Raw genomic sequence first — 23,127 nt, forward strand, 5'->3', positions numbered from 1 at the left:
GTAGCGATTATAGCACAGGCTCACGCGGCCTGCAATGTGTACGGTTCTCAACTCAGCGTTGATGCAAAGTCCAACGCCGCCGGCGACGTGTGTGGCGGCTACACCACAAGCGCGGGAGCCTTTCGCAGTGGAGGCCCCCGTATTGCTGCTCCCACTACGACCCTCCCGTAAGCGAGGGGACCTTACGGGAGAAGAAGGCGAGCTCTCCTATTCGACCGCCGGCAACTGCGGCACGGCCACCGGGTGGTCCTCGTCGTCAAGGGCCACCAGGATGCACTCGGCCTGGCAGGCCAGCACCCGTTCGTCGCGGTCCATCGGCTCCCACCACATCTCGACGGCGACATGCATCGAGGTGCGCCCGGTGCGCTTGAGGCGCGCGATCAGTTCGACGATTGACCCCTCGCGCACCGGGTGGTGGAAGTTGACCTCGCCGATGTGCACCGTCACCACCTTGCGCCGGCACCAGCGCGTGGCGCAGATGAACGCTGCCTGGTCAATCCAGGCCACCGCCTGGCCGCCAAACAGCGTTCGGTAGTGATTGGTGTCGGCGGGGAAAATCGGCAGGACCATGCGCGTTTCGGCGCGGTTGGCCTCAGCCATTGGCTGCCTCCTCGAACGCCTGGGCCAGAGCCTGGGCCCCCGCCGTCACCGGGAGCGTCCCGGCGACGACTGCGGCCTCGATCTCCGGCAGGCGCGCCTTCACCGCGGGGTGGTTAAAGAAGCGCGAGCGCAGGTAATCCTCGATGAGCGCATGCAGCCAGTCGCGGGTTTGCTGGCGCCGCCGCTCCTGAAAGACCCCGGACGCGGTCGTGACCTCGCGGAAGCGCTCGATCTCCGCCCAGATCTCGGCGATCCCCTCGCCGGTCACTGCCGAGCAGATGCGAGCGCGGGTCTTCCAGCCGGGGGTGGCGGGGGCCAGGTAGTGCAGGGCCTTGTTGTAATCGGCCTGGGCGGACATGGCGCGGATGCGGTTCTCGCCGTCGGCCTTGGTGATCACCAGGGCGTCGGCCAGTTCCATGATGCCCTTCTTGATCCCCTGCAACTCGTCGCCCGCCCCCGCCAGCATGAGCAGCAGGAAGAAGTCCACCATCCCCCGCACGGCCGTCTCGCTCTGGCCGACGCCCACGGTCTCGACCAGGATCACGTCGAAGCCGGCCGCCTCGCAGACCAGCATGGTCTCGCGGCTCTTGCGGGTGACGCCGCCGAGACTGCCGCCGGTGGGCGAGGGGCGGATGTAGGCGTTGGGGTGCCGCGACAGAGCCTCCATGCGTGTTTTGTCGCCAAGGATGCTGCCGCGGGTGACGCTGCTGGAGGGGTCCACTGCCAGCACGGCGACGCGATGGCCCCGTTCGCAGAGCATCACCCCCAGGGCTTCGATGAAGGTGCTCTTGCCCACGCCGGGCACGCCGGTGATGCCGACGCGCAGGGCTCCCCCGGTGTAGGGCAGAAGGGCCTGCAACACCTCCTGGGCCTGGGCCAGATGGGCCGGCGCGTTGCTCTCGATCAGCGTGATGGCCCGGGCGAGGATGGTGCGGTCGCCGCGGCGCACCCCTTCCACGTAGTCAGGCGCCGTCAGATGGCGCCGTCGCGCCACCGGTTTGGAACCCCCGCCGCTGCTCTGACCCGGAAGCCCGTCGTGGCCGCCGGCCACGCCGTCCATCACCGACGAGGCGAAGACCGCGTCCTTCGGCGGTGTGGCCGGTTGCCATTCGGGGCGATGCCTGCCGTTGCTCATACGTCGTTCCTTGTCTCCGCGCTCGCCGAGAGCGCCGGATCGCTTTCCGTCGCTTCGCTCGCGTGGAGGCGGCGACGCAGTTCGTTGAGCAGCTTCTCGGCGGCAACGGGGATGATGGTGCCGGGTCCGAAGATCAGCGCCGCGCCGTGCTCGCGGAGGAAGGCGTAGTCCTGCGCCGGGATCACCCCGCCGATGACCACCACGATGTCCTCGCGACCGAGCTTGCGCAACTCTTCAACCAGTTGCGGCAGCAGGGTCTTGTGCCCGGCGGCCAGCGAACTGATCCCCACTACGTGGACGTCGTTTTCCACCGCCTGGCGGGCTACTTCCTCCGGCGTCTGGAAGAGCGAGCCGATGTCCACGTCAAAGCCCATATCGGCGAAGGCGGTGGCGACCACCTTGGCTCCGCGGTCGTGGCCGTCCTGGCCGATCTTGGCTACCAGGATACGCGGGCGCCGGCCCTCCTCCTGGGCGAAGGCGTCGGCCAGGGCGCGCACGCGGTTGATCTGCTCCGCGTCGCTGTACTCACTGCTGTAGATGCCCGAAATGGCGCGGATGGTGGCCTTGTAGCGGCCAAACACCCGCTCCATGGCCATCGAGATCTCGCCCAGGGTGGCCCGCGCCCGCGCCGCCTCGATGGCCGCCTCCAGCAGGTTGCCTTCGCCGGTCTCGGCCACGCGGGTCAGGGCGTTCAGCGCCGCCTGCGTGCGCGCCTCGTCGCGCTCGGCGCGCAGCTTCTTCAGGCGCTCGATCTGGGCCTGGCGCACGGCGGTGTTGTCCACCTCGAGGATCTCCAGCGGCGGCTCGGAGGGCAGGCGGTACTTGTTCACCCCGACGATGGTTTCCTGCCCCGAGTCGATGTGGGCCTGGCGGCGCGCGGCGGCTTCCTCGATGCGCAGCTTGGGCAGGCCAGCCTCGATGGCTTTGGCCATGCCGCCGAGGGACTCGACCTCCTGAATGTGGCCCCAGGCCCGTCGCGCCAGCTTGTCAGTGAGGCTCTCCAGGTAGTAGGAGCCGCCCCAGGGGTCCACGATCTTGCAGATCCCGGTCTCCTCCTGCAGGTAGAGCTGGGTGTTGCGGGCGATGCGCGCCGAGAAGTCGGTGGGCAGAGCGATGGCCTCATCGAGCGAGTTGGTGTGCAGCGACTGGGTGTGGCCCAGGGCCGCGGCCATGGCCTCGATGCAGGTGCGGGCCACGTTGTTGAACGGGTCCTGCTCGGTCAGGCTCCAGCCCGAGGTCTGGCAGTGGGTGCGCAGGGCCATGGACTTCTCATCTTTGGGATCGAACTGCTTGATGATCTTGGCCCAGAGCAGGCGCGCGGCGCGCATCTTGGCCACTTCCATGAAGTAATTCATGCCGATGGCCCAGAAGAAGGAGATCCGCGGGGCGAAGCGGTCGATTGGCAGCCCCGCCTTGAGACCGGCGCGCACGTACTCCAGCCCGTCGGCCAGGGTATAGCCCAGTTCCAGATCGGCGGTGGCCCCGGCCTCCTGCATGTGGTAGCCGGAGATGCTGATGCTGTTGAACTTGGGCATGTGCTTCGCGGTGTAGGCGAAGATATCGGCGATGATGCGCATCGAGGGCTCGGGCGGGTAGATGTAGGTGTTGCGCACCATGTACTCTTTCAGGATGTCGTTCTGGATGGTGCCGGTGAGCTGATCCTGGCGCACGCCCTGCTCCTCGGCGGCGACGATGTAGAAGGCCATCACCGGGATCACCGCCCCGTTCATGGTCATCGAGACCGACATCTGATCGAGCGGGATGCCGTCGAAGAGGATCTTCATGTCGAGGATCGAGTCGATCGCCACGCCCGCCTTGCCCACGTCGCCGACGACGCGGGGGTGATCCGAGTCGTAGCCGCGGTGGGTGGCCAGGTCAAAGGCCACCGAAAGGCCCTTCTGGCCCGCGGCCAGGTTGCGCCGGTAGAAGGCGTTGCTCTCTTCGGCGGTCGAGAAGCCGGCGTACTGGCGCACCGTCCAGGGCTGGGTGACGTACATAGTCGGGTACGGCCCGCGCAGGTACGGCGGAATGCCGGCAGTGAAGCCAAGGTGCTCCAGTCCTTCGAGGTCGGAGGCGGTGTAGAGCGGCTTGACATCAATCTGCTCCATCGTCCGCCAGACCAGGTTCTCAAGGGGTTGCCCGGCCTCCTGCTCGGCCAGGGCGCGCCACTGCGCCAGGTCGGGCGCGGCATTGTCGTCGCGGTAGGCGATTTTGGTGAAATCGGGGGTGGTCACAGGGCCACTCCTTTCAACTGCTGAAGCCGGGCCAGGGTCGCGTAGCAATCGGCGCGCAGGTGGATGAACTCGTCCACTCCCGCTGCGCGGTGCGCTTCAACCTGGTCGGCCGGGTAACCGGCCAGCACCACGGTCATGTCGGGTCGCCCCTCCTTGAGCAGCCGCACTAGCGGCGGCACAAGCTCGGGGTAGGTCTCGTCGGTCGAACAGATGACGGTAATCGAGGCCCCCGAGGCGTGGGCGGCCTCGGCTGCCTCTTCAACCGTCTGGAAGCCAGGGCCGGCGATCACCTGGAAGCCGCCAGCCTCGAAGAAGCCGGTCGAAAAATCGGCGCGAGCCTTGTGCTGCGAGACCGGACCCATTGTAGCAAGAAATACCCTGGGGCGCGAGCCGGTGCGAGCGGCGTATGCTCTGGCGGCGTCCTGCAGGGCCTCGAACATTTCAGCGCCGCGATGGGCGGAAATGGGTTCGACGGTGATGCCAGCGTCGCTCCCGGCTGCCAGGGCGGCGGTCAGCGCCCCCAGGGTCGCCCCGGCGCGCGCGGCGGCGATGGCCGCCGGCAGCACCTGCTCGGGCGTGCCAGCCACGGCGCGGGCCAGGTCCTCGAGCGCGGTCCCGGCATCGGCGCCGGCGCGGAAGCGCCGCAGGGCCTCGGCGCGCTCCGCGTGCAGCGCGGCATGATCCACGCTGCGGGGGGTGAAGGGCTGTTCCTTGATATTGACGTACATGTTCGCGCCGACGATCACCTCGCGGCGCAGGGCGATCTGGTTCATGCGCTCAGTACGAACCGAAGCCGCCTGCGCCTGCGGGAAGCCCGCGATGAGAGCCGCGGCCATGCCCCCCTGTTCCTCGATGCGCTGGAAGAGCGCCCAGGCCTCGCGGGCGATCTCGTCGGTCAGCGTCTCCACCGCCGCCGAGCCGCCGGCGGGGTCTACCAGACGGTAGAAGTTGCACTCCTGTTGCAGAATGATCTGCACGTTGCGGGCGATGCGCCGCGAGAACTCATCGGGCAGGCCGATGGCCTCATCGAAGGGACTGACGTGGAGGCTGTCGCAGCCGCCCATCACTCCGGCGAAGGCCTCGGCCGTAGCGCGCAGCATGTTGTTGTAGGCGTCGGCGCGGGTCTTGGTCCAGGCCGAGGTGCGCCCGTGCAGGCGCAGTTTCTGGGCCTGAGCGTTGCCGCCGAAGGCCGCCACCACCCGCGCCCAGAGCATACGCGCCGCGCGCAGCCGGGCGATCTCCATGAAGAAGGTCGAACCAAGCGAGAAGGCGAACTGCATCCGCGGCGCTACCGTATCCACATTCAGGCCGCGGGCCTGCATCGCCCGCAGATACTCCGCCCCGGTCGCCAGGGCGAAGGCCAGGTCCTGCACGGCGCTGGCGCCGCCGTTGTGGTAGGGGTGCAGTTCGACCTGAATGGTGCGCAGGTCGGGCGCATGGGTCGCGGCCCAGGCGGTCAGCCAGGCCATGGCGTCGTAGCTCCGCTCGAGCGCGATCGGCAACGCGCCGTCAGCGGCCAGGGCGCCGAGGGGATCGGCTCCGATGCACCCCTGCAACTTGCTAGGCTTGACGCCCTGGGCCTCGGCGGCGGCCACGATGAGCGCCGCCAGGGGCAGGGCGACGGCCCCCGCGGGGAAGAGCAGCGGCGTCTGCGCCAGGGGGATCTCGGCGAAGAGCGCGGTGAAATCGTCGCGCGTAGCCAGCGAGGCGCCGCCCTGGCCGACGGCCTCCGGCGCGGCCTGGTCAGGGTCCTGCCCCAGCAAGGTCGCCCGATCCAGCCGCACGTGGAGCGTGGTCAGGCCGCGGGGCAGATCCTCGCGGGCGGCCTGGTTGACCTCCGCGGCGGTGGGGTAGGGCATCTCCTGGGCCACCTCCCACGGGCGGATCAGGTAGCCGAGGGCGCGCGTGCCCCGGACATAGGAGGGCAGACCGGGCAGCGAGGCGGCGTGGGGCAGGCTGGCCGCGTCGGTGAGATTATAGATCGGCTGCAGGGTAATCCCCTCGTAGGTCCGCGTCAGCAGCCGCTTCTCGAAGGGCGCGCCCTTCAGCGTCTTCTCGGCGGCGGCGCGCCACGCTTCGGGGCTGGCGGGCTCGAACTCGGCGAAGAGGCGCTCCGGGACGTCGGGGCTGGTCGCCTGGGTGTCCTGGGTCATGGATCCACTCCTTCATCGGCGAAGCGGGCCGGCCAGCGCTCAGAGTCCGTGCGACATGAGCGTCTCGTGGCACAACCCTGTCGGGCCATCTCACACATGGCGCAGGCTGAACAGCAACGCCTCCAGATCTTCCGGATCGATACGCACGGTCGAGAAGAGATCCGAAAGCTCAAAACCCTCATGGGTGCGGCGCACATACAGATCGCGGTTCCGCGAGACGCGGCGGAAGCCAATCGCGCACATGCGCTCGGTGATGGAAGCCTGCGCCCAACGATCATAATCGAAACTAAGCCCGTTTGCCAAGAGGGAAAGGGACAATTCTCGGGCTCGATCGGCGGCGATCGGCTCGAGCAGGTGCAACGCACAGGCGGGGGCCCGATGAATCCATGTGGCGAACTCCTGCTGATTGCGTTGGATGCGTTCGTGCACCCTGCTCAACTCGGTACAGATATCGCTCACATCACAGCGTAGCATGGGAACCTCCCGTGGGGGGCGCGCCGGTAAGGGCGCGGCACTGGATGCCGAGGTTGCGCTCCAGTTCGTCGCGGTCGTGCCGCAACAGTTCGTGGGTGATGATCCCGGGGCGCACCGCGGCGACGATCTCGCGGCAGCGCGGGCTGGTGAAGGGCCGGTGCTCATCAATCCGCGCCACGTGGTTGCGGGCCAGGCCGTAGCGTTCAGCGAAGGGCAGCGCGGCGAAGCCGTCGGGCAGCGCGGGAGCGCTGCGCTGGTAGGCGCCGGAGAGACTGAGGCTGAGGTGCAGCCCTTCGATCCGCGCCCGCACCTGCGGGGAGAGGCGGGCCAGCCGTTCCAGCACCAGATCTACGGCCGCCTCTTCGTCGGTTATGTCGGGACAGGTGTTGATCAGGTGGCCGGTGTCGAGCACGAAACCCCAGTTCTCAAAGCGCAGGCGTCGCACGAATGCCTCGGCCAGCGCCGGATCGGCAAACGTCAGGCCGGGCCACCAGAGATTCTCGAGCCACAGGCGCACCGGCGGTTCACCGCCGGGGAAGGTCGCCGCAGTAGCATTGAGCAGGTCAATGGTCGCGCCGACCACCAGCTCCGCGCTGCACGCGTAGCGCCGGGTGAAACTCTCCTCCAGGGCGACATGGCTGACGTGGAAGACCGCATAGCGGGGACGCAGGGCCGCAGCCTGGCGCCACAGGCGCCGCTGGAGGGCGACCATGTGCGAGGCATCGCGGGCGCCCCCGGCGAGGAACTCGCGCTCCTCGGCGGAAACGGCGGCATCGGCGCCGGCGCGCCAGATTTCCACCCAGCGGATCCAGTAGGGCAGATGGACGCCCTGAACCAGGCCCGCGGGCAGATCAGGCGGCGGATCATCGCCGATCAGCAACTCGATGCCGTCAAGCCCCAACCGGGTGACAAAGGCGCGAACCTGCTCCCAGTCGCGCTCGAACTGGTCGAGATGGATCGCGTGGGTTGAGAAGTTGATCAGGTGTTGCATGGCTCCCGCAGATGGTTTACGCAAAACCCCGGCCTCAGGCGAGCAACGGGGCACGACACGGTCCAGAGGACCATCAGGCGGGAGACGGTCACGGGGCGCGGGTCATGTTCGTCCTCCCTGGCTCGAGAAGGATAGAACAAACAACGTCGCGGCAGGCGTCCTGGCTTCCGGCGGATTAGCGCCGGTTACAGTTGCGGCACAGCGCTGGACTTGCACCAGCTTCCACCTTTACGCCCTAGCATCCGGGCTGTCGGGTCACCGCGACGGTTAGTTGCACAGGTGCAGGGGCTGCGGAATTATACCACGTGTTGCGCCAAAGTGGGAGAGGGTTGATCAATTAACTGAACAAATACTATCATAAGGTTGTGATTATTTAACCAGAAAGCGAGGGGCGGAGAGGAAGTGACCCTCACCGTCCCTCGCTTTCTGGAACGTGCCCGATGCACCGCTAAGAATCGGCCAGCAATGGGGTAAAGAAGGCATCCCCAAACGCCACCGTCTCCTCCAGACCGAAGAGACTCGTGTATTCAGCATCACCGGCCTGCCACTCCCTGGCCCTATCCTGATCCTTGAGAAAGATCATCTCGGTGCACATGCTATGCGCGGCGTGGCAGGTCGTGGGCGCGGCCCAGCGAATGCCCACCAGCGCGCTCGCAGGCCGGGCCTCGAGGATTGAGCGTCCATGCTGGCGGATATGGATCGGTTCGCCGCTCATGCGGCATACCGAATTGATCTCCACCTCCGCGCCAAACATCGGTCCGACGGTGAGGGCATCAAGGGCGCACATGGCATTGATAGCGACGCCGTTAACGACCAGATGATGGGGCGTGTCTTCGAGGGTTACCGGATAGGCGCCGACGATCCGCTTCTCAGCGTCGAGAATGATCATATCGTCCCGATTGAGGCGCTCGAGCGCGGTCTCGAGTTGCTCGGCCGCCATCTCCGTCGCGAACAACGCGCGTTCGAGGGGTTGGCTGCGTTGGATGATCATGCGCAGAATGGCCTGATACAGCCTGCGGGTCGCCGGTTCCAGGGCCGCGAAGCGAGCATGCAGCGGGAATTGCTGCTCGAGCCGCCGCACCGCACTTGCCACGACTTGTTCCTGCGAGGTGGTCATTGAACTCTCCTTTCCTGATAGGCCCCATGCGGTTTCGCCGCACAGTAACGAAATGGAAAAAAGTCCTCTGGACAGAGCGTAGCCCTCTCTAACCTTCCCCTCTGGGCAGAAGGCGGAGAAACCAGGCAGGTTTCTCCGCTTACGCCAGGATCGCATTGAGGACCAGCCCCAGCGCGATCACATACGCCGCGAACCAGCCCACGACCCTGACGGTGGCGCTCCGGCCCAGCAGCCGGTTAAGCATGGCCCACTCGGGGATTGATGACACGGTGGTGGCCATCATGGCCGCCACCAGCGTGCCCGGCGGCACGATCTGGTGCAGGGCCACGAGGATGGGGGCGGTCGAGGCGGCGTTAATATCGAGGGGCAGGCCGAGGATGACGGCCAGGATCGGCCCCCACCAGGCCGCCCCGGCCCGGGTGAGGCCCTCAACCAGGGTCAGGTTGAAGTTGACCAGCAGGCCCGCCAGCAGCCCGCTCAGCAGCACCACCCCCAGCAGGCGCCGGAAGAGGCGCCAGGTCTCGCGATGGGCGCGGAGCAACAGGTTTTCGCGTGGGATGTCGCGTCGGGGTTGCAGCGGGATGATCTGCCCGATGAACCGCTCGGGTTGCAGCCCCAGCAGGGGGGCCATGTAGGCGGTGAGCAAGGCCGCAAGCAGCCCCCCCAGCAGGTAGATCCCGCCGCCGAGCGGCCCGGCGACGGCGAACATAAAGATGATCGCGAACTCATTAAGGGCCGGGCTGGCAAAGAGAAAGGCTGCCGAGGCTCGCTGGCTGGCCCCGCCGGCAACCAGCCCGGTGTAGATGTTGGTCACCGTACAGGAGCACACCGGCGTAAACATGCCCAGCACGGCCCCGCCCCCCGCGCCGATGAGATCGTTGCGGCCCAGAGTCCGGTCAATCCACTGCGTGCCGATGCTGAGACGCAGCAGGGCCATCGCGTAGGTGGTCAGGAAGAGGATGATCGGCAGCTTGAACCATTCATAGAGGGTGTAGGCCGCCGTATACCTCACGTCCAGCGGGCCGAACGGCGTCGGGATGCGCCACTGCGGCATCCAGGCCGTCAGCGCCGCGCCGAGAGCCTTGCCCGCGCTGGCGATGGGGGCCTCGAAGACGGGGATCACCCGGTTAAGCTCGGCGCCGGAGAGCCAGGCCTGAAGGCTGGCATAGAGCACCTGGCTGACAATCAGGATCAGCAACCCCAGGGTGATGATCGGCAGAAAGCGCTCGATACGATTGCTGAGGGTCTGGTGGCGCATCGTCGGACTCCGCGCTGGCATAAAATGATAGATAATATCAATTATCTGAGGGATGATAACGCAGCGCGCGCTCCCCTGTCAAGCGGCGGTTCAGATCTTACGAATGGTTGAACGGCTCCTCACCGCAGAGGGCGCAGAGGAGGGGCTGCTTACGACTCTCCGCGCTCCTCCGCGTCCTCCGCGGTAGCGCCGGGCAGGCGCCGGATCTGCCCTTACTTGACCGGTCGGCGAGATGCGACTATCCTCGAAACAATCCGCGCGGTATCCGCGTTCTCATCATCCGGCTGGCGCAATTCAGAGGATTGCGCCGACACACGGAAGAAAGGAATTCCCTCCATGACCAGTTCAACGCCAACCGGCGCGATCAGCCAGTTTCTGCGCCATCACTTTCGCCATTTCAACGCGGCGGCGCTGATTGACGCCGCGGAAGCCTACCGCGCCCATCTTGAGCAGGGCGGGGCGATGCTGATAACCCTGGCCGGGGCGATGAGCACCGCCGAACTGGGTCTCTCGCTGGCCGAGATGATCCGCCAGGAGAAGGTGCACGCCATCTCGTGCACCGGCGCTAACCTGGAGGAGGATATTTTCAATCTGATCGCCCACGATTTTTACGAGCGCGTGCCGCACTACCGCGACCTCAGCCCGGCGGAGGAGCAGGCGCTGTTTGAGCGCCATATGAACCGCGTCACCGACACCTGCATTCCCGAAGAAGAAGCCCTGCGCCGCCTGGAGGGGGCGCTGCTTGAGGAGTGGACGCGCGCCGACCGGGCCGGCGAGTGCTACTTCCCCCACCAGTTCATCTACCGCATCCTGCGCTCGGGCGCCCTGGAGCAGTACTACCAGATTGACCCGCGCGACTCGTGGGTGTACGCGGCCATGGAGCGCGACCTGCCGATCTATGTGCCAGGCTGGGAAGACTCGACCACGGGCAACATGTACGCCGCCCACTGCATCACGGGGGAGATCCGCAATGTGCATACGGTGCGCGGCGGGATCGAGTACATGATCGAGCTGGCCGACTGGTACACCCGCACGGCGGCCCGGCGCTCGGTCGGCTTCTTCCAGATCGGCGGCGGCATCGCCGGCGACTTCCCCATCTGCGTGGTGCCCATGCTGCACCAGGACTTGCGACGGACCGATACCCCGGTCTGGGGCTACTTCTGCCAGATCAGCGACTCGACCACCAGCTACGGCTCGTATTCGGGCGCGGTGCCGAACGAGAAGATCACCTGGGGCAAACTGGCGGTCGAAACGCCGAAGTTCGTCATCGAGTCCGACGCGACTATCGTCGCGCCGTTGATCTTTGCGCTGGTGCTGGGTTGGTGACGGCGGGGTTGCTCTGCCATTGCCGGGCAGGCCGTGGCGTGTAGAACCTGGATTCCCCGCGTCCTCCGCCGACCGGCGCTTCATCGCCACTTCGGAAAACGACCGTTATGGATTTTTGGGTGGTTTTGGCGGCGCAACCGCCGAAACCGCCCAAAATTATTCCCCGGCGCGGCCAGGCCGCACCGGGCCCCCCAGGAGCACACGACCGGTCGCCCCTGCTGCCTTCTGCGGCAGGGTGTGCAGCTTGCCCCTGTAGAATAAGCCCTGACTGGCTTCCTGCTGAGTATTGACAAAAATTGAAGATTAGTATATGCTAATCACCACCAGTCGCCTACACTCATATCCAGTTGTTAGCGGGCCGACTCTGGAAAGTTGTGATAGGTATGCTCCTCGACGTTCGCTCACTTTCCTACGTTGTCAACGGTCATCGGATCATTGATGACGTGTCTTTTTCTCTGAGCTACGGCGAGGTCATGGTTCTCGTTGGTCCGAATGGCGCCGGGAAGAGCACTTTGCTTGGCCTCCTGGCGGGCGATCTGCGTCCGACGACGGGTGATGTGCTGCTTGAGGGCGTATCTCTCACGCAACTCTCGGCTCTGGAACAGGCCCGGAGCCGGGCTGTCCTGCGCCAGCGCCTCGGGGTCGCGCTGCCGTTCACGGCCTACGAAGTGGCGCTGATGGGACGGCATCCTCGGCTCCGGGCCGATGTGGAACGTCCAGTTGACCATGCGATTACCCGTGATGCGCTGGCTTCCGTGGAGATGTTGCCGTATGCCGGGCGCGCGTTTCCAACGCTTTCGGGCGGCGAGCAAACCCGCGTGAGCCTGGCGCGGGTGCTGGCGCAACAGGCCCCCCTGCTACTGCTGGACGAGCCTACCGCGGCCCTGGATCTGCGCCACCAGCATGGCGCGTTGCACCTGGCGCGAGCCATTGCCGCTCAGGGAGGCGCTGTGTTAGCGGTGCTGCACGATCTGAATCTGGCTGCCTGGTACGCTGACCGCATCGGGGTGCTCCACCGAGGCCGGCTCGTGGTCTGTGGCCCGCCGTGGGAGGTGTTGCGCCCTGAGGTGCTTGGTCCGGTCTACGGGGTTACGGTCGTTGTTACGCCGCATCCGCACGCGGATGTGCCGGTGGTGTTCTCGCTGCCCAACGTAAGCGCCGCGCAGGACGCTGCGCGATCGCTGCCGCCGCCGGAACGTTCCCGAGCGCACGCTGTGGATGTGAGCCGGTCATAATAATGGGCATAACACGCCTGGACGGCTGATATGACTGAGCAAAGCGCCAGATCAGAGGTCGCCATTTGTCGGTCGGCTTTCCATAGCGCTACATTCTGGTGTTCCCTGCTGTGTATGATCCTTCTGGCGGGCTGTGGCGCAGCCACCTCGACGACCGGCGTCGCAGCGCCGCCAACCGCCCCTGCTTCCCCCGTCTCCCCTCCACCCGCCGGCGCGACGGCAGCGCCCACCGTCGCGCCGGTCCCCTCTCCCGGTGCGGAGGCGCCCCGCTTGCCGGTCACCGTAACGGATTATCAGGGTCAGCAGGTCGCCATTACCTCTATCGAGCGGATTGTCAGTTTGAACGGTGATATTACCGAGATCATCTTCGCGCTGGGCATGGGCGATCGAATTGTCGGTGTGGATAGCAGCGCGACCTATCCGCGGGAACGCACCAAAGCTCTGCCCAACGTTGGCTATCAGCGCCGGCTGAACGCCGAGGGCATTCTGGCTCTGACTCCCACGCTGGTCATTGGTGATGAAACTGCCGGTCCTCCCGAGGCTCTGGCGCAGATCCGCTCCGCTGGCGTGCCGGTGGCGCTCACGGCCGATCCGCCGGATCTTGCGGCGCCGATGGCCAAGATCCGCTTCGTGGCCGCTGCTCTTGGCATACCCGAACGCGGCGAGACGCTCGCAGCGCAGGTTGAACGCGAGATCACTACGGCGCGCGCCGCGGCCCGCGAATTGTCCGCTGCCCCCAGGGTGCTCTTCCTCTACCTGCGTGGTACGGACGTACAACAGGTGGGCGGGAGCGAAACGCCGATTGATGCGATGATCAAGGGCGCCGGGGGCGTGAACGCTGCCGCAGAGGCGGGCATTGTCCAGTTCAAGCCTTTGAGTCCCGAGGTTATTGTTGCCGCCCAACCTGACGTGCTCCTCCTGCTGGAGAAAGGTCTCGAGTCGGTCGGCGGAGTTGAAGGATTGCTGCGCATCCCCGGTCTCGCCGACACCCCTGCCGCCAGACACCAGCATATCGTCGCGATGGACGATCTGTATCTCCTGGGTATGGGGCCGCGCACCGGACAGGCGCTGGCCGATCTGACGATGGCCTTTCGCGCCGCTATGCTCCGGGAGGCGGGACGATGAGCACCACCGGCCAGACAATCCCCGTCGCCAGTGCTGCACACCCTCGGGGCAGGCGCCTGCTGATACCACTCTTGCTGGCGTTCCTGATCGGGTCGCTGTTAGTTGGGGTTGGTCTCGGACCGGTCATTGTGCCGCCTGAGGTGGTTATAGCGATCCTGTTGAGCAAGTTGGGGATTACGCTCGATATTCCGGTCACTCAACAGCAGATGGCCGTGCTCTGGAACATCCGCCTGCCGCGAGTATTGCTGGGGGCCTTGAGCGGGGCGGCGCTGGCAGTCAGCGGCGCGTTGCTTCAGGGCGTGTTCCGTAACCCCCTGGCCGACCCGGGGCTGATCGGGGTGAGTAGCGGTGCAGCTCTTGGCGCCGTGGCGGTGATCGTCTCCGGGCTGGCGCCGCTGGGGTTGTTCACCCTGCCCTTCGCGGCCTTCGTGAGCGGCGCGGCGACGACATTGCTGGTCTATCGCCTGTCGCGGCGCCATGGGCATACCGATATTGCGATGTTGCTGCTGGTGGGCCTGGCGCTCAACGCCGTTGCCGGCGCGTTCACCGGCCTGCTCACCTACCTGGCCGATGACGCGGCACTGCGCTCGATTGTCTTCTGGACCATGGGCGGTCTGGGCGGCGCGCTGTGGGAGACGCTCCTGGCCGCGGCGCCGGGGATTGCGCTGGCATTGCTGCTCGCTCCGCGTCTGGGCCGGGCGCTAAACCTGTTCGCGCTCGGCGAAGTAGAGGCTCGCCATCTGGGGGTAACGGTGGAACAGGTGAAGCGCGCGGCTGTGCTTCTTGCGGCTCTGGCGACGGGCGCCTCGGTGGCGCTGGTTGGGCCGATCGGCTTTATCGGGCTGATTGTCCCGCACATGGTGCGGCTGGCGGCAGGGCCGGATCACCGGCTGTTGTTGCCGGCCGCCGCGCTCGGCGGCGCCGGCCTGCTGATCCTGGCTGACCTGGCGGCCCGCACCGTTGCTGCTCCGGCCGAGGTGCCGGTTGGGCTGATAACCGCGCTGGCCGGCGGCCCGTTCTTCCTGGCCCTCATTTTGCGCTCGCGCCAGCGCTACGGGTGGGAATGAGCGCTTGCCGGTTGTTCAAACCAACATTCATATGCTGATCCCTGCCGAGGCTGGAACGGGAGCGGTTGCAATGGCCTTTCACCAGGCGCCATTTCGAATCCTGGCCCACAACGGACGAAACTGGTACATCCTGCACCTGGGCGACGGCCGTGTGCAGCTCGACTTCGGCCCCTTTGCCGTGGCTTTTCCCCGCGAAGCCTTTCAGTTGATCCACGGCCTGGTTGAGGCGGCCGTGTCGGAGCCGACCGTCCCGGGTTGTATGGCGCACGCCGGTGTGGAGCGCAGCGTCTGGTTCGATCCTCAGCATGGCACGATCCTGCTCGTTTTTGAGGGGATGATCTTGCGCTTCCTGCCGCACGAAGCAGTGGCCTTTGTCAGTCTGTGTCGCGAGGCGGGCAACAGGCTCGGCGTCAACCCTACGCCTCCGCCTTCAACCTTCAGTGGTTTGAACTGAAAAGTCTGGAAAGCGAGCCGTGACATGGCGCTCAGAACGCTAGGCAAGCTGCTGATCGGCCTGTGGATGGCCGGTGTGATGATCGCGACCTTTGTGGTAATCCCCTCCTACCAGGGCCTCGGCGACGCCGGGCGGATCGTGATCCTGCACGTGCCGACCGCCTGGGTCGCCGTAGTCGCCTTTACCGTGTCAGCCGTTTTCAGCGGGTTATACCTCTGGCGTCGCCGCCTCGCCGATGATCATCGGGCAACCGCCGCAGCCGAGAGCGGGCTGTTGTTTACCCTGCTGGCGACGCTCACCGGAATGATCTTCTCGCAGGTGGCCTGGGGCATCTTCTGGAACTGGGATCCGCGGCAGGTGACGATCTTTATCCTGCTGCTGATCTATGCGGCCCTGTTCGTGCTTCGCGCGGCGATTGACGATCCTGACCGACGCCGCACCCTTGCCTCAGTCTATAGCCTCTTCGCCTTCGTCACCATGCCGTTCCTGATGTTCGTCGCGCCACGTATGGCCGAGAGCACGCTTCACCCGAACTGCGCCTTTATCCGGGGTAGCGACTGTGACGGCATTACGCTCCAGGTAGGCCATGTGGGGGTGCTGGGCGATCAAAAGGTGCAGTTGCTCGATCTAAGTCAGAACGGCGATCTGGTAACCGCTCGCGTGCAGGTGAGCGCGCCGGGCCTGGCCAGCGAAGCCGTTCTGACGCCGGGCTTTGATCTGGCGGCAGGCGCGTACACTGATCGGCCTGCCATCCCTGGCCAGCGCTTCACGCTGGCTCTGGAAGAGGTGGATATAGCCAGCGGCACGGTGCGCCTGAACATCGAAGCGCCCGGAACCGGCCTCCTGGCTAATCAGCGCACGCTATGGGTTTTCCTGGCGGCCAATCTTGGCTTCACGGCCCTGTTCGTCTGGATGTTCCTGGTACGGTCGCAGGTGCTGGATCTGGAAACCGCCGTGGAGCAGCGAAAGGTGGCATGGGCATGACCGAAGGAGCGACAGCCGTATACATCGCCCTGGCGACGACCCTGGTGGTCTGGGGAACAATTGCGCTCTACCTGGGGCGGATCTACGCGCGGTTGCGCGAACTCCGGCGCGCTATCGAGGCGCCGCCGGATCCGCCCGCGTCTTCGACCGGCCCCTCCGCCGCTCCCACTGTGACCGAGTCATCAGTGGCGTCACCCGTGCCTGAGACGCCCGTCACGAACGACCAGCCATTCCAGTGGCTCATGGCGCTGGTCGCGCTCCACTGCGGCTGTAGCGGGCCGATGTGGTTGCCCGGCCCGCACCATTCGCTTTCGTCCCAGATCCGGAAGACCCGGGAGGAGCGATGAGTCGCGTTTTACCCCCCCGTCACTTGCTTGCCAGTGATGGCCGTGGCTGGCAGGTGTGCGAACTGCTCGATGGAACCATCCATCTTACGCTGGGACATCCGGGGCTGGTCTTTCAGTGGAGTGAGTTTACGGCCTGGTTATATCTCCTGGAGGCGGCTGCCAGATCGCCCTCGGACGCTGGCGCGCCTCTCGCGGCGCTCAATCCGTCGCGGGCGGTGAGTTACGTAGAGGCGCTGGAGCGCTACGTGATGGTGTTTGACCAGTTCATCATCATCGTGAGTCGCGTTGATCTGCACATGCTGGCGAACATCTGCCGGAAGGCCTACGACGTAATGAGCGCGCAGCGCTTGACTAATGCACCGTCACCATATGGAACTGAGTAGTCTGTAACGTGAGTTTCCCGGCATTTCCGCCCCCCTCCTGGCCTCCCCCCGTTGGGGGGAGGAGCCAGACGCCCTCCCCCAGCGGGGGAGGGTTAGGGAGGGGGCGGGGTTAGCGAAAAACTTTGTTTACAGACTACTGAGGCAGGTGTAGTTAAAAAACGATCGCCTCATCCCAGAGTTGGGGATTCGTGTCGCTGTCTAGAACAGGAGTATCAGGTATGGTTCGCATGATCAGTCCAATCGTCGTTCGTCTGGCCGTCGCGCTTGCTCTCGTACTGCTAGCCGTTGCCGGCGGCGGCAGCCCGGCGGCGGCGCAGTCGGCGCCGCAGGTGGTCAACATCTACTCGGCGCGCCATTATGGTGCGCTGGAGAGCGTGTTCAAGCGCTTCACCCAGGAAACCGGCATCGAAGTGCGCCTCTCGCAGGGTTCGGTGCAGTCGTTGCTCGAACGGCTGCGGGCCGAGGGGCGCGCCACCCCGGCGGACGCTGTGCTCTTCATTGATGCCGGCGGGCTGTGGATCGCCGCCGAAGAGGGTTTGTTGCAGCGCGTCGATTCGGCTGTCCTGCGCCAGAACGTTCCCAACGCCCTGCGCGACCCGACCGATCGCTGGTTTGGACTGACGCAACGGGCCCGGGTTATTGTTTACAACGTGAACCGGGTCCGCCCCTCGGAACTCTCGACCTACGCGGCTCTGGGCGATCCCAGGTGGAATGGCCGGCTCTGTCTGCGTCCCAGTTCACACATCTATACCCAGGCGCTAGTTGCGCATTTTATTGCCCTGCACGGCGAGAAGGTCACGGAGGAGCAGATTGTTCGTCCGTGGGTGCGGAACAATCCCCGGTACATTGATAGCGATACGCGCATCCTCGAAACCATCGCCGCCGGGGGCTGCGACGTCGGGATCACCAATCACTACTACGTAGCCCAGCAACTCGCCCGCAACCCTGATTTCCCGGTGCGCATCTTCTGGCCAAACCAGAATGAGGCCGGCGCCCACGTCAACGTGTCGGGCATGGGCGTTACCACTGCTGCGCGGAACCGGGACAACGCCATCCGGCTGCTCGAATGGCTCTCCACCGACGGCAAGGGCCAGGGCGCCGCACCGGACACGCTCTCGGGCGGCAACTTCGAGTATCCGGCCAACCCGGTCGCGCCAGTGCATCCCATCGTCGCCGGGTTTGGCACATTTAAGATTGACCCGATCGGCAAGTTCGAGTATGGTCGCTTCCAGCCCGCCGCGATCCGGTTGATGGAACGGGCCGGGTATCGGTAGGCGACGCCTCTGGTGACCGTGGGAGGGGTGTGGGCCAGGCAGGTTTCCCCACACCCCTGGCCCCCGCCCGGTGGACGATTCTGGAAAGGTATAGCCAATCTGGGAAGGTCGCTTATTAGTTTGCAAACAAAGTCTTTCGCTAAACCTCCACCCCCTCCCCAACCCTCCCCTGCTGGGGGAGGGCGCCCGGCTCCTCCCTCCAACGGGGGGAGGTTGGGAGGGGGGCGGAAAGGCCAGGAAACTTACTTTGCAGACTACTTAATATGTCGAAGTTACAGCATTTCTTGCATACCTTGAACCAGGGCATGGTCACTTGTGACCACTGGGACGCAATGGCGCCAGGGTCTGGCATCACTGCCGCAAACACGTTGCGCCTTCACGCCGTTGCATCAACCTTTCTGAGAAATGTTCCAGGCGCTGAAACCGCATAGGGTTGGTATGGGGTACGTATATCGTCTGTTGCTGATCGGCCTGGCCGTCGTGATCATGGCCCCCCTGCTGCTGGTGGCGGCGAACCTGCTGCGGCTCGATGCCACGAACTGGGTCCATCTGTGGGAGACCCGCCTGCCAGATATGCTGCTACAGACCACCCTGCTGGTTGTGGCCGTCGGCGCGGGCACGCTGGCCCTCGGTACAGGTCTGGCCTGGCTGGTGAGCGCCTACCGCTTTCCGGGCTGCGGGGTCGTGTCCTGGCTGCTGGTGCTTCCCCTGGCGATGCCGAGTTACGTGTTAGGCTTCGTGTTCATGGCCACTTTTGACTATGCTGGCCCGGTGCAAACGACCCTGCGGGCCTGGTTCGGCCCCGAGACCTGGTTCCCCGAGGTGCGTTCCATCGGCGGGGCCGCGCTGGTGCTGACGCTGGTCTGGTACCCCTACGTGTACCTGCTGGCGCGGGCCGCTTTTGCCGAGCAGTCCTCGGTCACGTTCGATGCGGCCCGCGCGATGGGGCTGAGCCGCGCCGGAGCCTTCATACGGCTCGTCCTGCCGCTGGCCCGGCCCTCGCTGGTGGCCGGCGTCACCCTGGTAGCGCTGGAAACGCTGACCGATTTCGCGACGGTGCGCTATTTCAACGTCATGACTCTCAGCGAGGGGATCTTCCGCGTCTGGGAAGGGATGATGGATCGCGATACCGCGATGCAACTGACCACGTTGCTGCTCCTGGTCGCGCTTGGCTTGATTCTGCTCGAGCGCAGCCTGCGCGGCCAGGCGCGCTACACCCAGGCCGGCGGCGCAGTGCAGCGTATGCAACCCACGCCGCTGCGGGGCTGGCGCGCGGCGGCGGCCCTGGGGGTCTGTCTGCTGGTCCTGGCGCTGGCCTTTGGCCTTCCGGCGTCACAGTTGATTGCCTGGACCGTGGCCGAAACCCGCCAGCCAACGCTCCCCACCGCTGATGGCGTCGCCTGGCGCTACATTGGCGTTACCCTGGCCCTGGCGGGCGGCGCCGCTCTGCTGACGACGCTGGTCGCCCTGCTGCTGGCGGTGCTCGGGCGGCTGGAAGGAGGGCGCTGGCAGCGCATCGCTGTACGTCTGGCAACCTCGGGGTACGCCATGCCCGGCGCGGTGGTGGGTGTCGGCGTGCTTACCTTCCTGGCGACGGTAGATCGGGCGCTGTTTGGAGATGAGTTGTCCGCCGCACTGGTGCTGACCGGTTCGCTGACGGGTCTGTTGTACGCCTACCTGGTGCGCTTCCTGGCGGTTGCCTACAGCAGCGCCGACGCGAGCGTCGAGAAAGTGACCCCGCGGATGGTGGAGGCGGCCCGTTGCCTCGGCGCCGGCCGGGGACGCATCCTCTGGCACATTCATACGCCCCTGGTGCGCGCGGGCCTGCTCGCTGGCGCGATACTGGTCTTTGTCGATGTGATGAAGGAACTCCCGGTTACCTTAATGCTGCGTCCCTTCGGTATGGATACGCTGGCCATCTGGACCTACATGCTCGCCGCCGAGTCGTACTGGCAGGCGGCAGCGATACCGGCTTTGCTTATCGTACTGGCAGGGGTCGCGCCAGTCGCCGTGCTGGTGCGCGCTGGAGAACGAGGTCGAGTAGTGCCATGACCCTGGCTATTGCCCTGAACAATGTGTGGAAGACCTATCCCGGAGGGCCGTGCGCGGTCGCCGGTGTGACGCTGGAGGTCGCCGCGGGGAGCGTGCTGGCCCTGCTCGGTCCGAGCGGCTGTGGTAAAACCACGCTCCTGCGCCTGATTGCCGGTCTGGAGCGTCCGGATCAGGGCTTGATTCAGGTGGGCGAGCGTACCGTGGCCGGCAACGGGGTCTGGGTCGTGCCGGAGCAGCGGCGGGTGGGGCTGGTCTTTCAGGAGGGGGCATTGTTCCCGCATCTAACGGTTGCGGAAAACATCAGTTTTGCCCTCAACGGCCGGCCTCGCGGGGCGCGCGAGCAGCGCGTCGCCACGTTGCTGGCCCTGGTAGGGCTTGAAGGACTGGCGAGCCGTTATCCACACCAGCTTTCGGGGGGGCAGCAACAGCGCGTCGCGCTGGCCCGCGCCCTGGCGCCTGAGCCGGCGGTCGTGCTGCTCGATGAGCCGTTTGCCAGCCTCGACCCCGCCTTACGCGGCGAGTTGCGCGAGGAGGTGATGCAGATCCTGCGCGCGGCGGCCACCACGACCGTTCTGGTCACCCACGACCAGGAGGAGGCCCTGAGTCTGGCCGATCAGATTGCGCTTATGCTCGACGGCCGCGTGGTGCAACATGCCTCGCCCTTCGTGATCTACGACCGTCCAGCGACACGCGCCGTCGCCGACTTCATCGGCGCGGCTAACTGGCTGCCCGGGTATGCCGAAGATGGGCGCGTCCGCTGCGCGCTGGGCGTTGTTCCTCTTGCCGCGCCGGCTCAGGGGCCGGTTGATGTGCTGATCCGGCCCGAACAACTCTGTATGGCGCCGGACCCTGCCGGCGCCTGGCGGGTACGCGAGATGCGCTTCTTTGGTCACGACACCCTGGTCACGCTGGTCGGCGACACGGGCCTTTTGCTGCGCGCCCGGCGCCTCGGGCAGGCGCATGTTAGCGTTGGAACGGCAGTTCAGCTTCAGGTATGCGGCGCGGTCAGCGCCTTTCCGCGGGAGCAGAAGCCATGATTACCACTGCCAACCGGATCTACGTCCATCCCGACTACGCCGATCGTTTCGAGGAGACCTTTCGCACCCGCGCACGGCTGGTTGATCGGATGCCCGGCTTCGTCAGCAACCAGTTGTTGCGCCCGGTCAATCCTGGAGACCCCTACATTGTTCTAACCGTCTGGGAGAGCCGCGCGCATTTTGAGGCCTGGGTCGGCTCCGAGGCCTTTCGCCAGGGCCATGCCCGCTCGGGGACGCTGCCGAAGGAAGCGTTTACGGCCCCCAACCGGCTCGAACTCCACGAGATCATTCTCGACACCACGCGCCCGGATCTTGTGCCAGAGCCGCGCGGTGTGCCGTTTCAACCTCACGCGGAAGGAGAGCGCTGATGTGCCAGCACATTACCATCCTGGCCGCCGATGACGCGGCTCATCGGATCGCCCAGTGCGAACACGGGACTATTCATCTCTTCTGGGTGCGGGCGAACATCTTTCTGATCCCCGAAGACCTGCTCAACCTGCTGGCGCTCCTTCAGAGCTGGAAGCCCAACCAGCCCTATGCCGAAAGTGAAGGCTTTGCCGTGCGCCGTATGGCGGGAGGATACATGCAACTCTGGTGCGCCTGCGCCGGTCTGTTGCTTACCGAACACGAACTGATGCAACTCCGAGATTTGCTCTGGCGAGCGGCAGGAAAGCTCCAGCTCCTCAACACTGCGCCGCGGCGCTCAACCCGTCACTGGCTCGATGACTATCTGGTGATGACAGGGGTGGCCGAACACGCTAATGCCCGGAATTAGAGACAGAAACGTTGACGCAACGCATATCCGCCCCTGCGCTTCCGCGCCAGTGCATCGGCTTCGATGGCGTGCTCGTCATGGATGAGAAGCTATGGAACAACCAGCAAAGGCTTCGGTCTTCCCCGCTACGGATCGCTCCTCCTGGCAGGCGTTGCTGCTGAGTAGCGGGGTCCTGATCGTCTTGATCGTGGGTAGCCTGATGTTTGGCCCGGTGGCATTAACCCCCGGCCAGGTCGTGACGGGGCTGTTCGCTCCGGCGGCCGATCCGCCGGCTGCGGCCATTGTGCGCAACCTGCGCCTGCCGCGAGTGCTGCTGGCGGTAAGCGCCGGGGCGCTGCTGGGCGTCGCGGCCTTGCTGCTGGGGCGCCTGAGCGGCGCGCAGGCGCGCGATCCCGGCTGGAGCGGGGTGCTGGCGCTCGGCGCCCTTGCCGCGGTCATTCTGCTCGTGGCGGCGCCCGCGAGCGCGGGCTGGGCGCTGGCTCTGGCCGTCGGCGCTGGCTGCGGGTTGGGCGTGGCGGCGCTGGTGAGCGCCCATCGCCGCTGGCCACTCGCGCCACGCCGCGTCATGGCCCTTGGATTGGCGCTGGCCATCGTGGCACCGGCAGTTGCCTTCATCTTGCTGATCCGCGACGTGCGCCTGGCGACCTGGGTGCGCTGGTGTCTGGGCAGTCTGGAACAGCGTGACTGGGCCACCTGGCAGCAGGTCTGGCCAGTGACCCTCCTGGCGCTCATAGCGCTGGCGGTATGCCATATGCGTCCCCGGATGCCGATCGCGCTGGGAATCGCCGCAACGCTTGCCGCCACGTCGGCAACCCTGGCAACGGGGGCCATCGGCCTGATTGGCTGGTTAGCCGGGCGACGGGCCAGCCTGCTGAGCCTCAGCAGCGGCTGGCAGCTGGTTCTGGCGGCGATCATCGGGGCCACCTTTTTGCTCGGCGCCGATCTGATCGCCCGCGGCCTCACAGCGCTGCTTCCCTCGCTGGGACTGATCAGCGAGGCGCCGGTTGGCGCGTTCCTCGTTGTGGCCAGTCTGATGGTCGGAGCAGCGACGTTCAGGAGGCGCCGCGCATAGACCCGGGATTGGGAGGGTCTGGCGGGAGGACGCA

22 protein-coding genes and 1 riboswitch are annotated in these 23,127 nt (G+C 65.8%); of the genes, 14 read left to right on the top strand and 8 right to left on the bottom strand.

The genetic code is table 11. From position 1 onward, the window contains the following. Positions 1-207: 207 nt before the first annotated feature. From NZU74_02935 to NZU74_02970, 8 genes are all read right to left on the bottom strand, one after another. Positions 208-600: an acyl-CoA thioesterase gene (locus NZU74_02935; GenBank protein ID MCS6880263.1), complete on the bottom strand. Its 393-nt coding sequence runs from the start codon at positions 598-600 to the stop codon at positions 208-210. Further along, complete coding sequence (gene meaB / locus NZU74_02940) at positions 593-1,735, bottom strand: methylmalonyl Co-A mutase-associated GTPase MeaB (GenBank protein MCS6880264.1); 1,143 nt, start codon at positions 1,733-1,735, stop codon at positions 593-595. Before meaB ends, NZU74_02935 begins: the two co-directional genes overlap by 8 nt. Continuing rightward, entirely contained in the window at positions 1,732-3,969 is a 2,238-nt protein-coding gene (scpA, locus tag NZU74_02945) for a methylmalonyl-CoA mutase (protein MCS6880265.1), read from the bottom strand. The genes meaB and scpA overlap by 4 nt, the downstream gene beginning before the upstream one ends. Then, positions 3,966-6,122: an acyl-CoA mutase large subunit family protein gene (locus tag NZU74_02950; GenBank protein MCS6880266.1), complete on the bottom strand. Its 2,157-nt coding sequence runs from the start codon at positions 6,120-6,122 to the stop codon at positions 3,966-3,968. The genes scpA and NZU74_02950 overlap by 4 nt, the downstream gene beginning before the upstream one ends. Positions 6,123-6,212: 90 nt before the next feature. Continuing rightward, positions 6,213-6,596 (bottom strand): hypothetical protein, encoded by a 384-nt coding sequence (locus NZU74_02955; protein MCS6880267.1) that lies wholly within the window; start codon positions 6,594-6,596, stop codon positions 6,213-6,215. Continuing rightward, entirely contained in the window at positions 6,583-7,587 is a 1,005-nt protein-coding gene (locus NZU74_02960; protein ID MCS6880268.1) for a hypothetical protein, read from the bottom strand. The genes NZU74_02955 and NZU74_02960 overlap by 14 nt, the downstream gene beginning before the upstream one ends. A 132-nt stretch (positions 7,588-7,719) precedes the next feature. Beyond that, positions 7,720-7,865: riboswitch (cobalamin riboswitch) on the bottom strand. 170 nt (positions 7,866-8,035) lie between these two features. Then, on the bottom strand, positions 8,036-8,704 hold the full coding sequence (locus NZU74_02965) for an alkylmercury lyase family protein (GenBank protein ID MCS6880269.1): 669 nt from the start codon (positions 8,702-8,704) through the stop codon (positions 8,036-8,038). Between the two features lie 139 nt (positions 8,705-8,843). After that, entirely contained in the window at positions 8,844-9,962 is a 1,119-nt protein-coding gene (locus NZU74_02970) for a permease (GenBank protein MCS6880270.1), read from the bottom strand. A gap of 336 nt (positions 9,963-10,298) precedes the next feature. On the opposite strand from NZU74_02970, the gene NZU74_02975 reads away from it, so the two are divergent. The 14 genes from NZU74_02975 to NZU74_03040 all read left to right on the top strand — a co-directional run bounded on the left by NZU74_02975 (position 10,299) and on the right by NZU74_03040 (position 23,093). Next, positions 10,299-11,288 carry a deoxyhypusine synthase family protein gene (locus NZU74_02975; GenBank protein ID MCS6880271.1) on the top strand — a complete coding sequence of 330 codons (990 nt, stop codon included), beginning with the start codon at positions 10,299-10,301 and terminating at the stop codon, positions 11,286-11,288. 383 nt (positions 11,289-11,671) lie between these two features. After that, entirely contained in the window at positions 11,672-12,523 is an 852-nt protein-coding gene (locus NZU74_02980; GenBank protein MCS6880272.1) for a heme ABC transporter ATP-binding protein, read from the top strand. Between the two features lie 114 nt (positions 12,524-12,637). Beyond that, positions 12,638-13,648, top strand: a complete 1,011-nt coding sequence (locus NZU74_02985) for a hemin ABC transporter substrate-binding protein (protein ID MCS6880273.1) — start codon at positions 12,638-12,640, stop codon at positions 13,646-13,648. Beyond that, positions 13,645-14,715 (top strand): iron ABC transporter permease, encoded by a 1,071-nt coding sequence (locus NZU74_02990; protein MCS6880274.1) that lies wholly within the window; start codon positions 13,645-13,647, stop codon positions 14,713-14,715. The genes NZU74_02985 and NZU74_02990 overlap by 4 nt, the downstream gene beginning before the upstream one ends. Before the next feature lie 70 nt (positions 14,716-14,785). Next, complete coding sequence (locus NZU74_02995) at positions 14,786-15,169, top strand: hypothetical protein (protein MCS6880275.1); 384 nt, start codon at positions 14,786-14,788, stop codon at positions 15,167-15,169. Between the two features lie 24 nt (positions 15,170-15,193). After that, positions 15,194-16,153, top strand: coding sequence for a cytochrome c biogenesis protein (locus NZU74_03000; GenBank protein MCS6880276.1), 960 nt, complete (start codon positions 15,194-15,196; stop codon positions 16,151-16,153). Further along, entirely contained in the window at positions 16,150-16,500 is a 351-nt protein-coding gene (locus NZU74_03005) for a hypothetical protein (GenBank protein MCS6880277.1), read from the top strand. The genes NZU74_03000 and NZU74_03005 overlap by 4 nt, the downstream gene beginning before the upstream one ends. Further along, entirely contained in the window at positions 16,497-16,883 is a 387-nt protein-coding gene (locus NZU74_03010) for a hypothetical protein (protein MCS6880278.1), read from the top strand. Before NZU74_03005 ends, NZU74_03010 begins: the two co-directional genes overlap by 4 nt. A gap of 218 nt (positions 16,884-17,101) precedes the next feature. Next, positions 17,102-18,157 (top strand): extracellular solute-binding protein, encoded by a 1,056-nt coding sequence (locus NZU74_03015; protein MCS6880279.1) that lies wholly within the window; start codon positions 17,102-17,104, stop codon positions 18,155-18,157. A 438-nt stretch (positions 18,158-18,595) separates the two neighbouring features. Continuing rightward, positions 18,596-20,209, top strand: coding sequence for an iron ABC transporter permease (locus NZU74_03020; GenBank protein MCS6880280.1), 1,614 nt, complete (start codon positions 18,596-18,598; stop codon positions 20,207-20,209). Next, positions 20,206-21,246 carry an ABC transporter ATP-binding protein gene (locus NZU74_03025; protein ID MCS6880281.1) on the top strand — a complete coding sequence of 347 codons (1,041 nt, stop codon included), beginning with the start codon at positions 20,206-20,208 and terminating at the stop codon, positions 21,244-21,246. Before NZU74_03020 ends, NZU74_03025 begins: the two co-directional genes overlap by 4 nt. Continuing rightward, positions 21,243-21,614: an antibiotic biosynthesis monooxygenase gene (locus tag NZU74_03030; protein MCS6880282.1), complete on the top strand. Its 372-nt coding sequence runs from the start codon at positions 21,243-21,245 to the stop codon at positions 21,612-21,614. The genes NZU74_03025 and NZU74_03030 overlap by 4 nt, the downstream gene beginning before the upstream one ends. Continuing rightward, complete coding sequence (locus NZU74_03035; protein ID MCS6880283.1) at positions 21,614-22,021, top strand: hypothetical protein; 408 nt, start codon at positions 21,614-21,616, stop codon at positions 22,019-22,021. Before NZU74_03030 ends, NZU74_03035 begins: the two co-directional genes overlap by 1 nt. Before the next feature lie 91 nt (positions 22,022-22,112). Next, positions 22,113-23,093, top strand: a complete 981-nt coding sequence (locus NZU74_03040; GenBank protein MCS6880284.1) for an iron chelate uptake ABC transporter family permease subunit — start codon at positions 22,113-22,115, stop codon at positions 23,091-23,093. Positions 23,094-23,127 lie beyond the last annotated feature (34 nt).

It is taken from the genome of Chloroflexaceae bacterium, assembly GCA_025057155.1.
GTDB lineage: Bacteria > Chloroflexota > Chloroflexia > Chloroflexales > Chloroflexaceae > JACAEO01.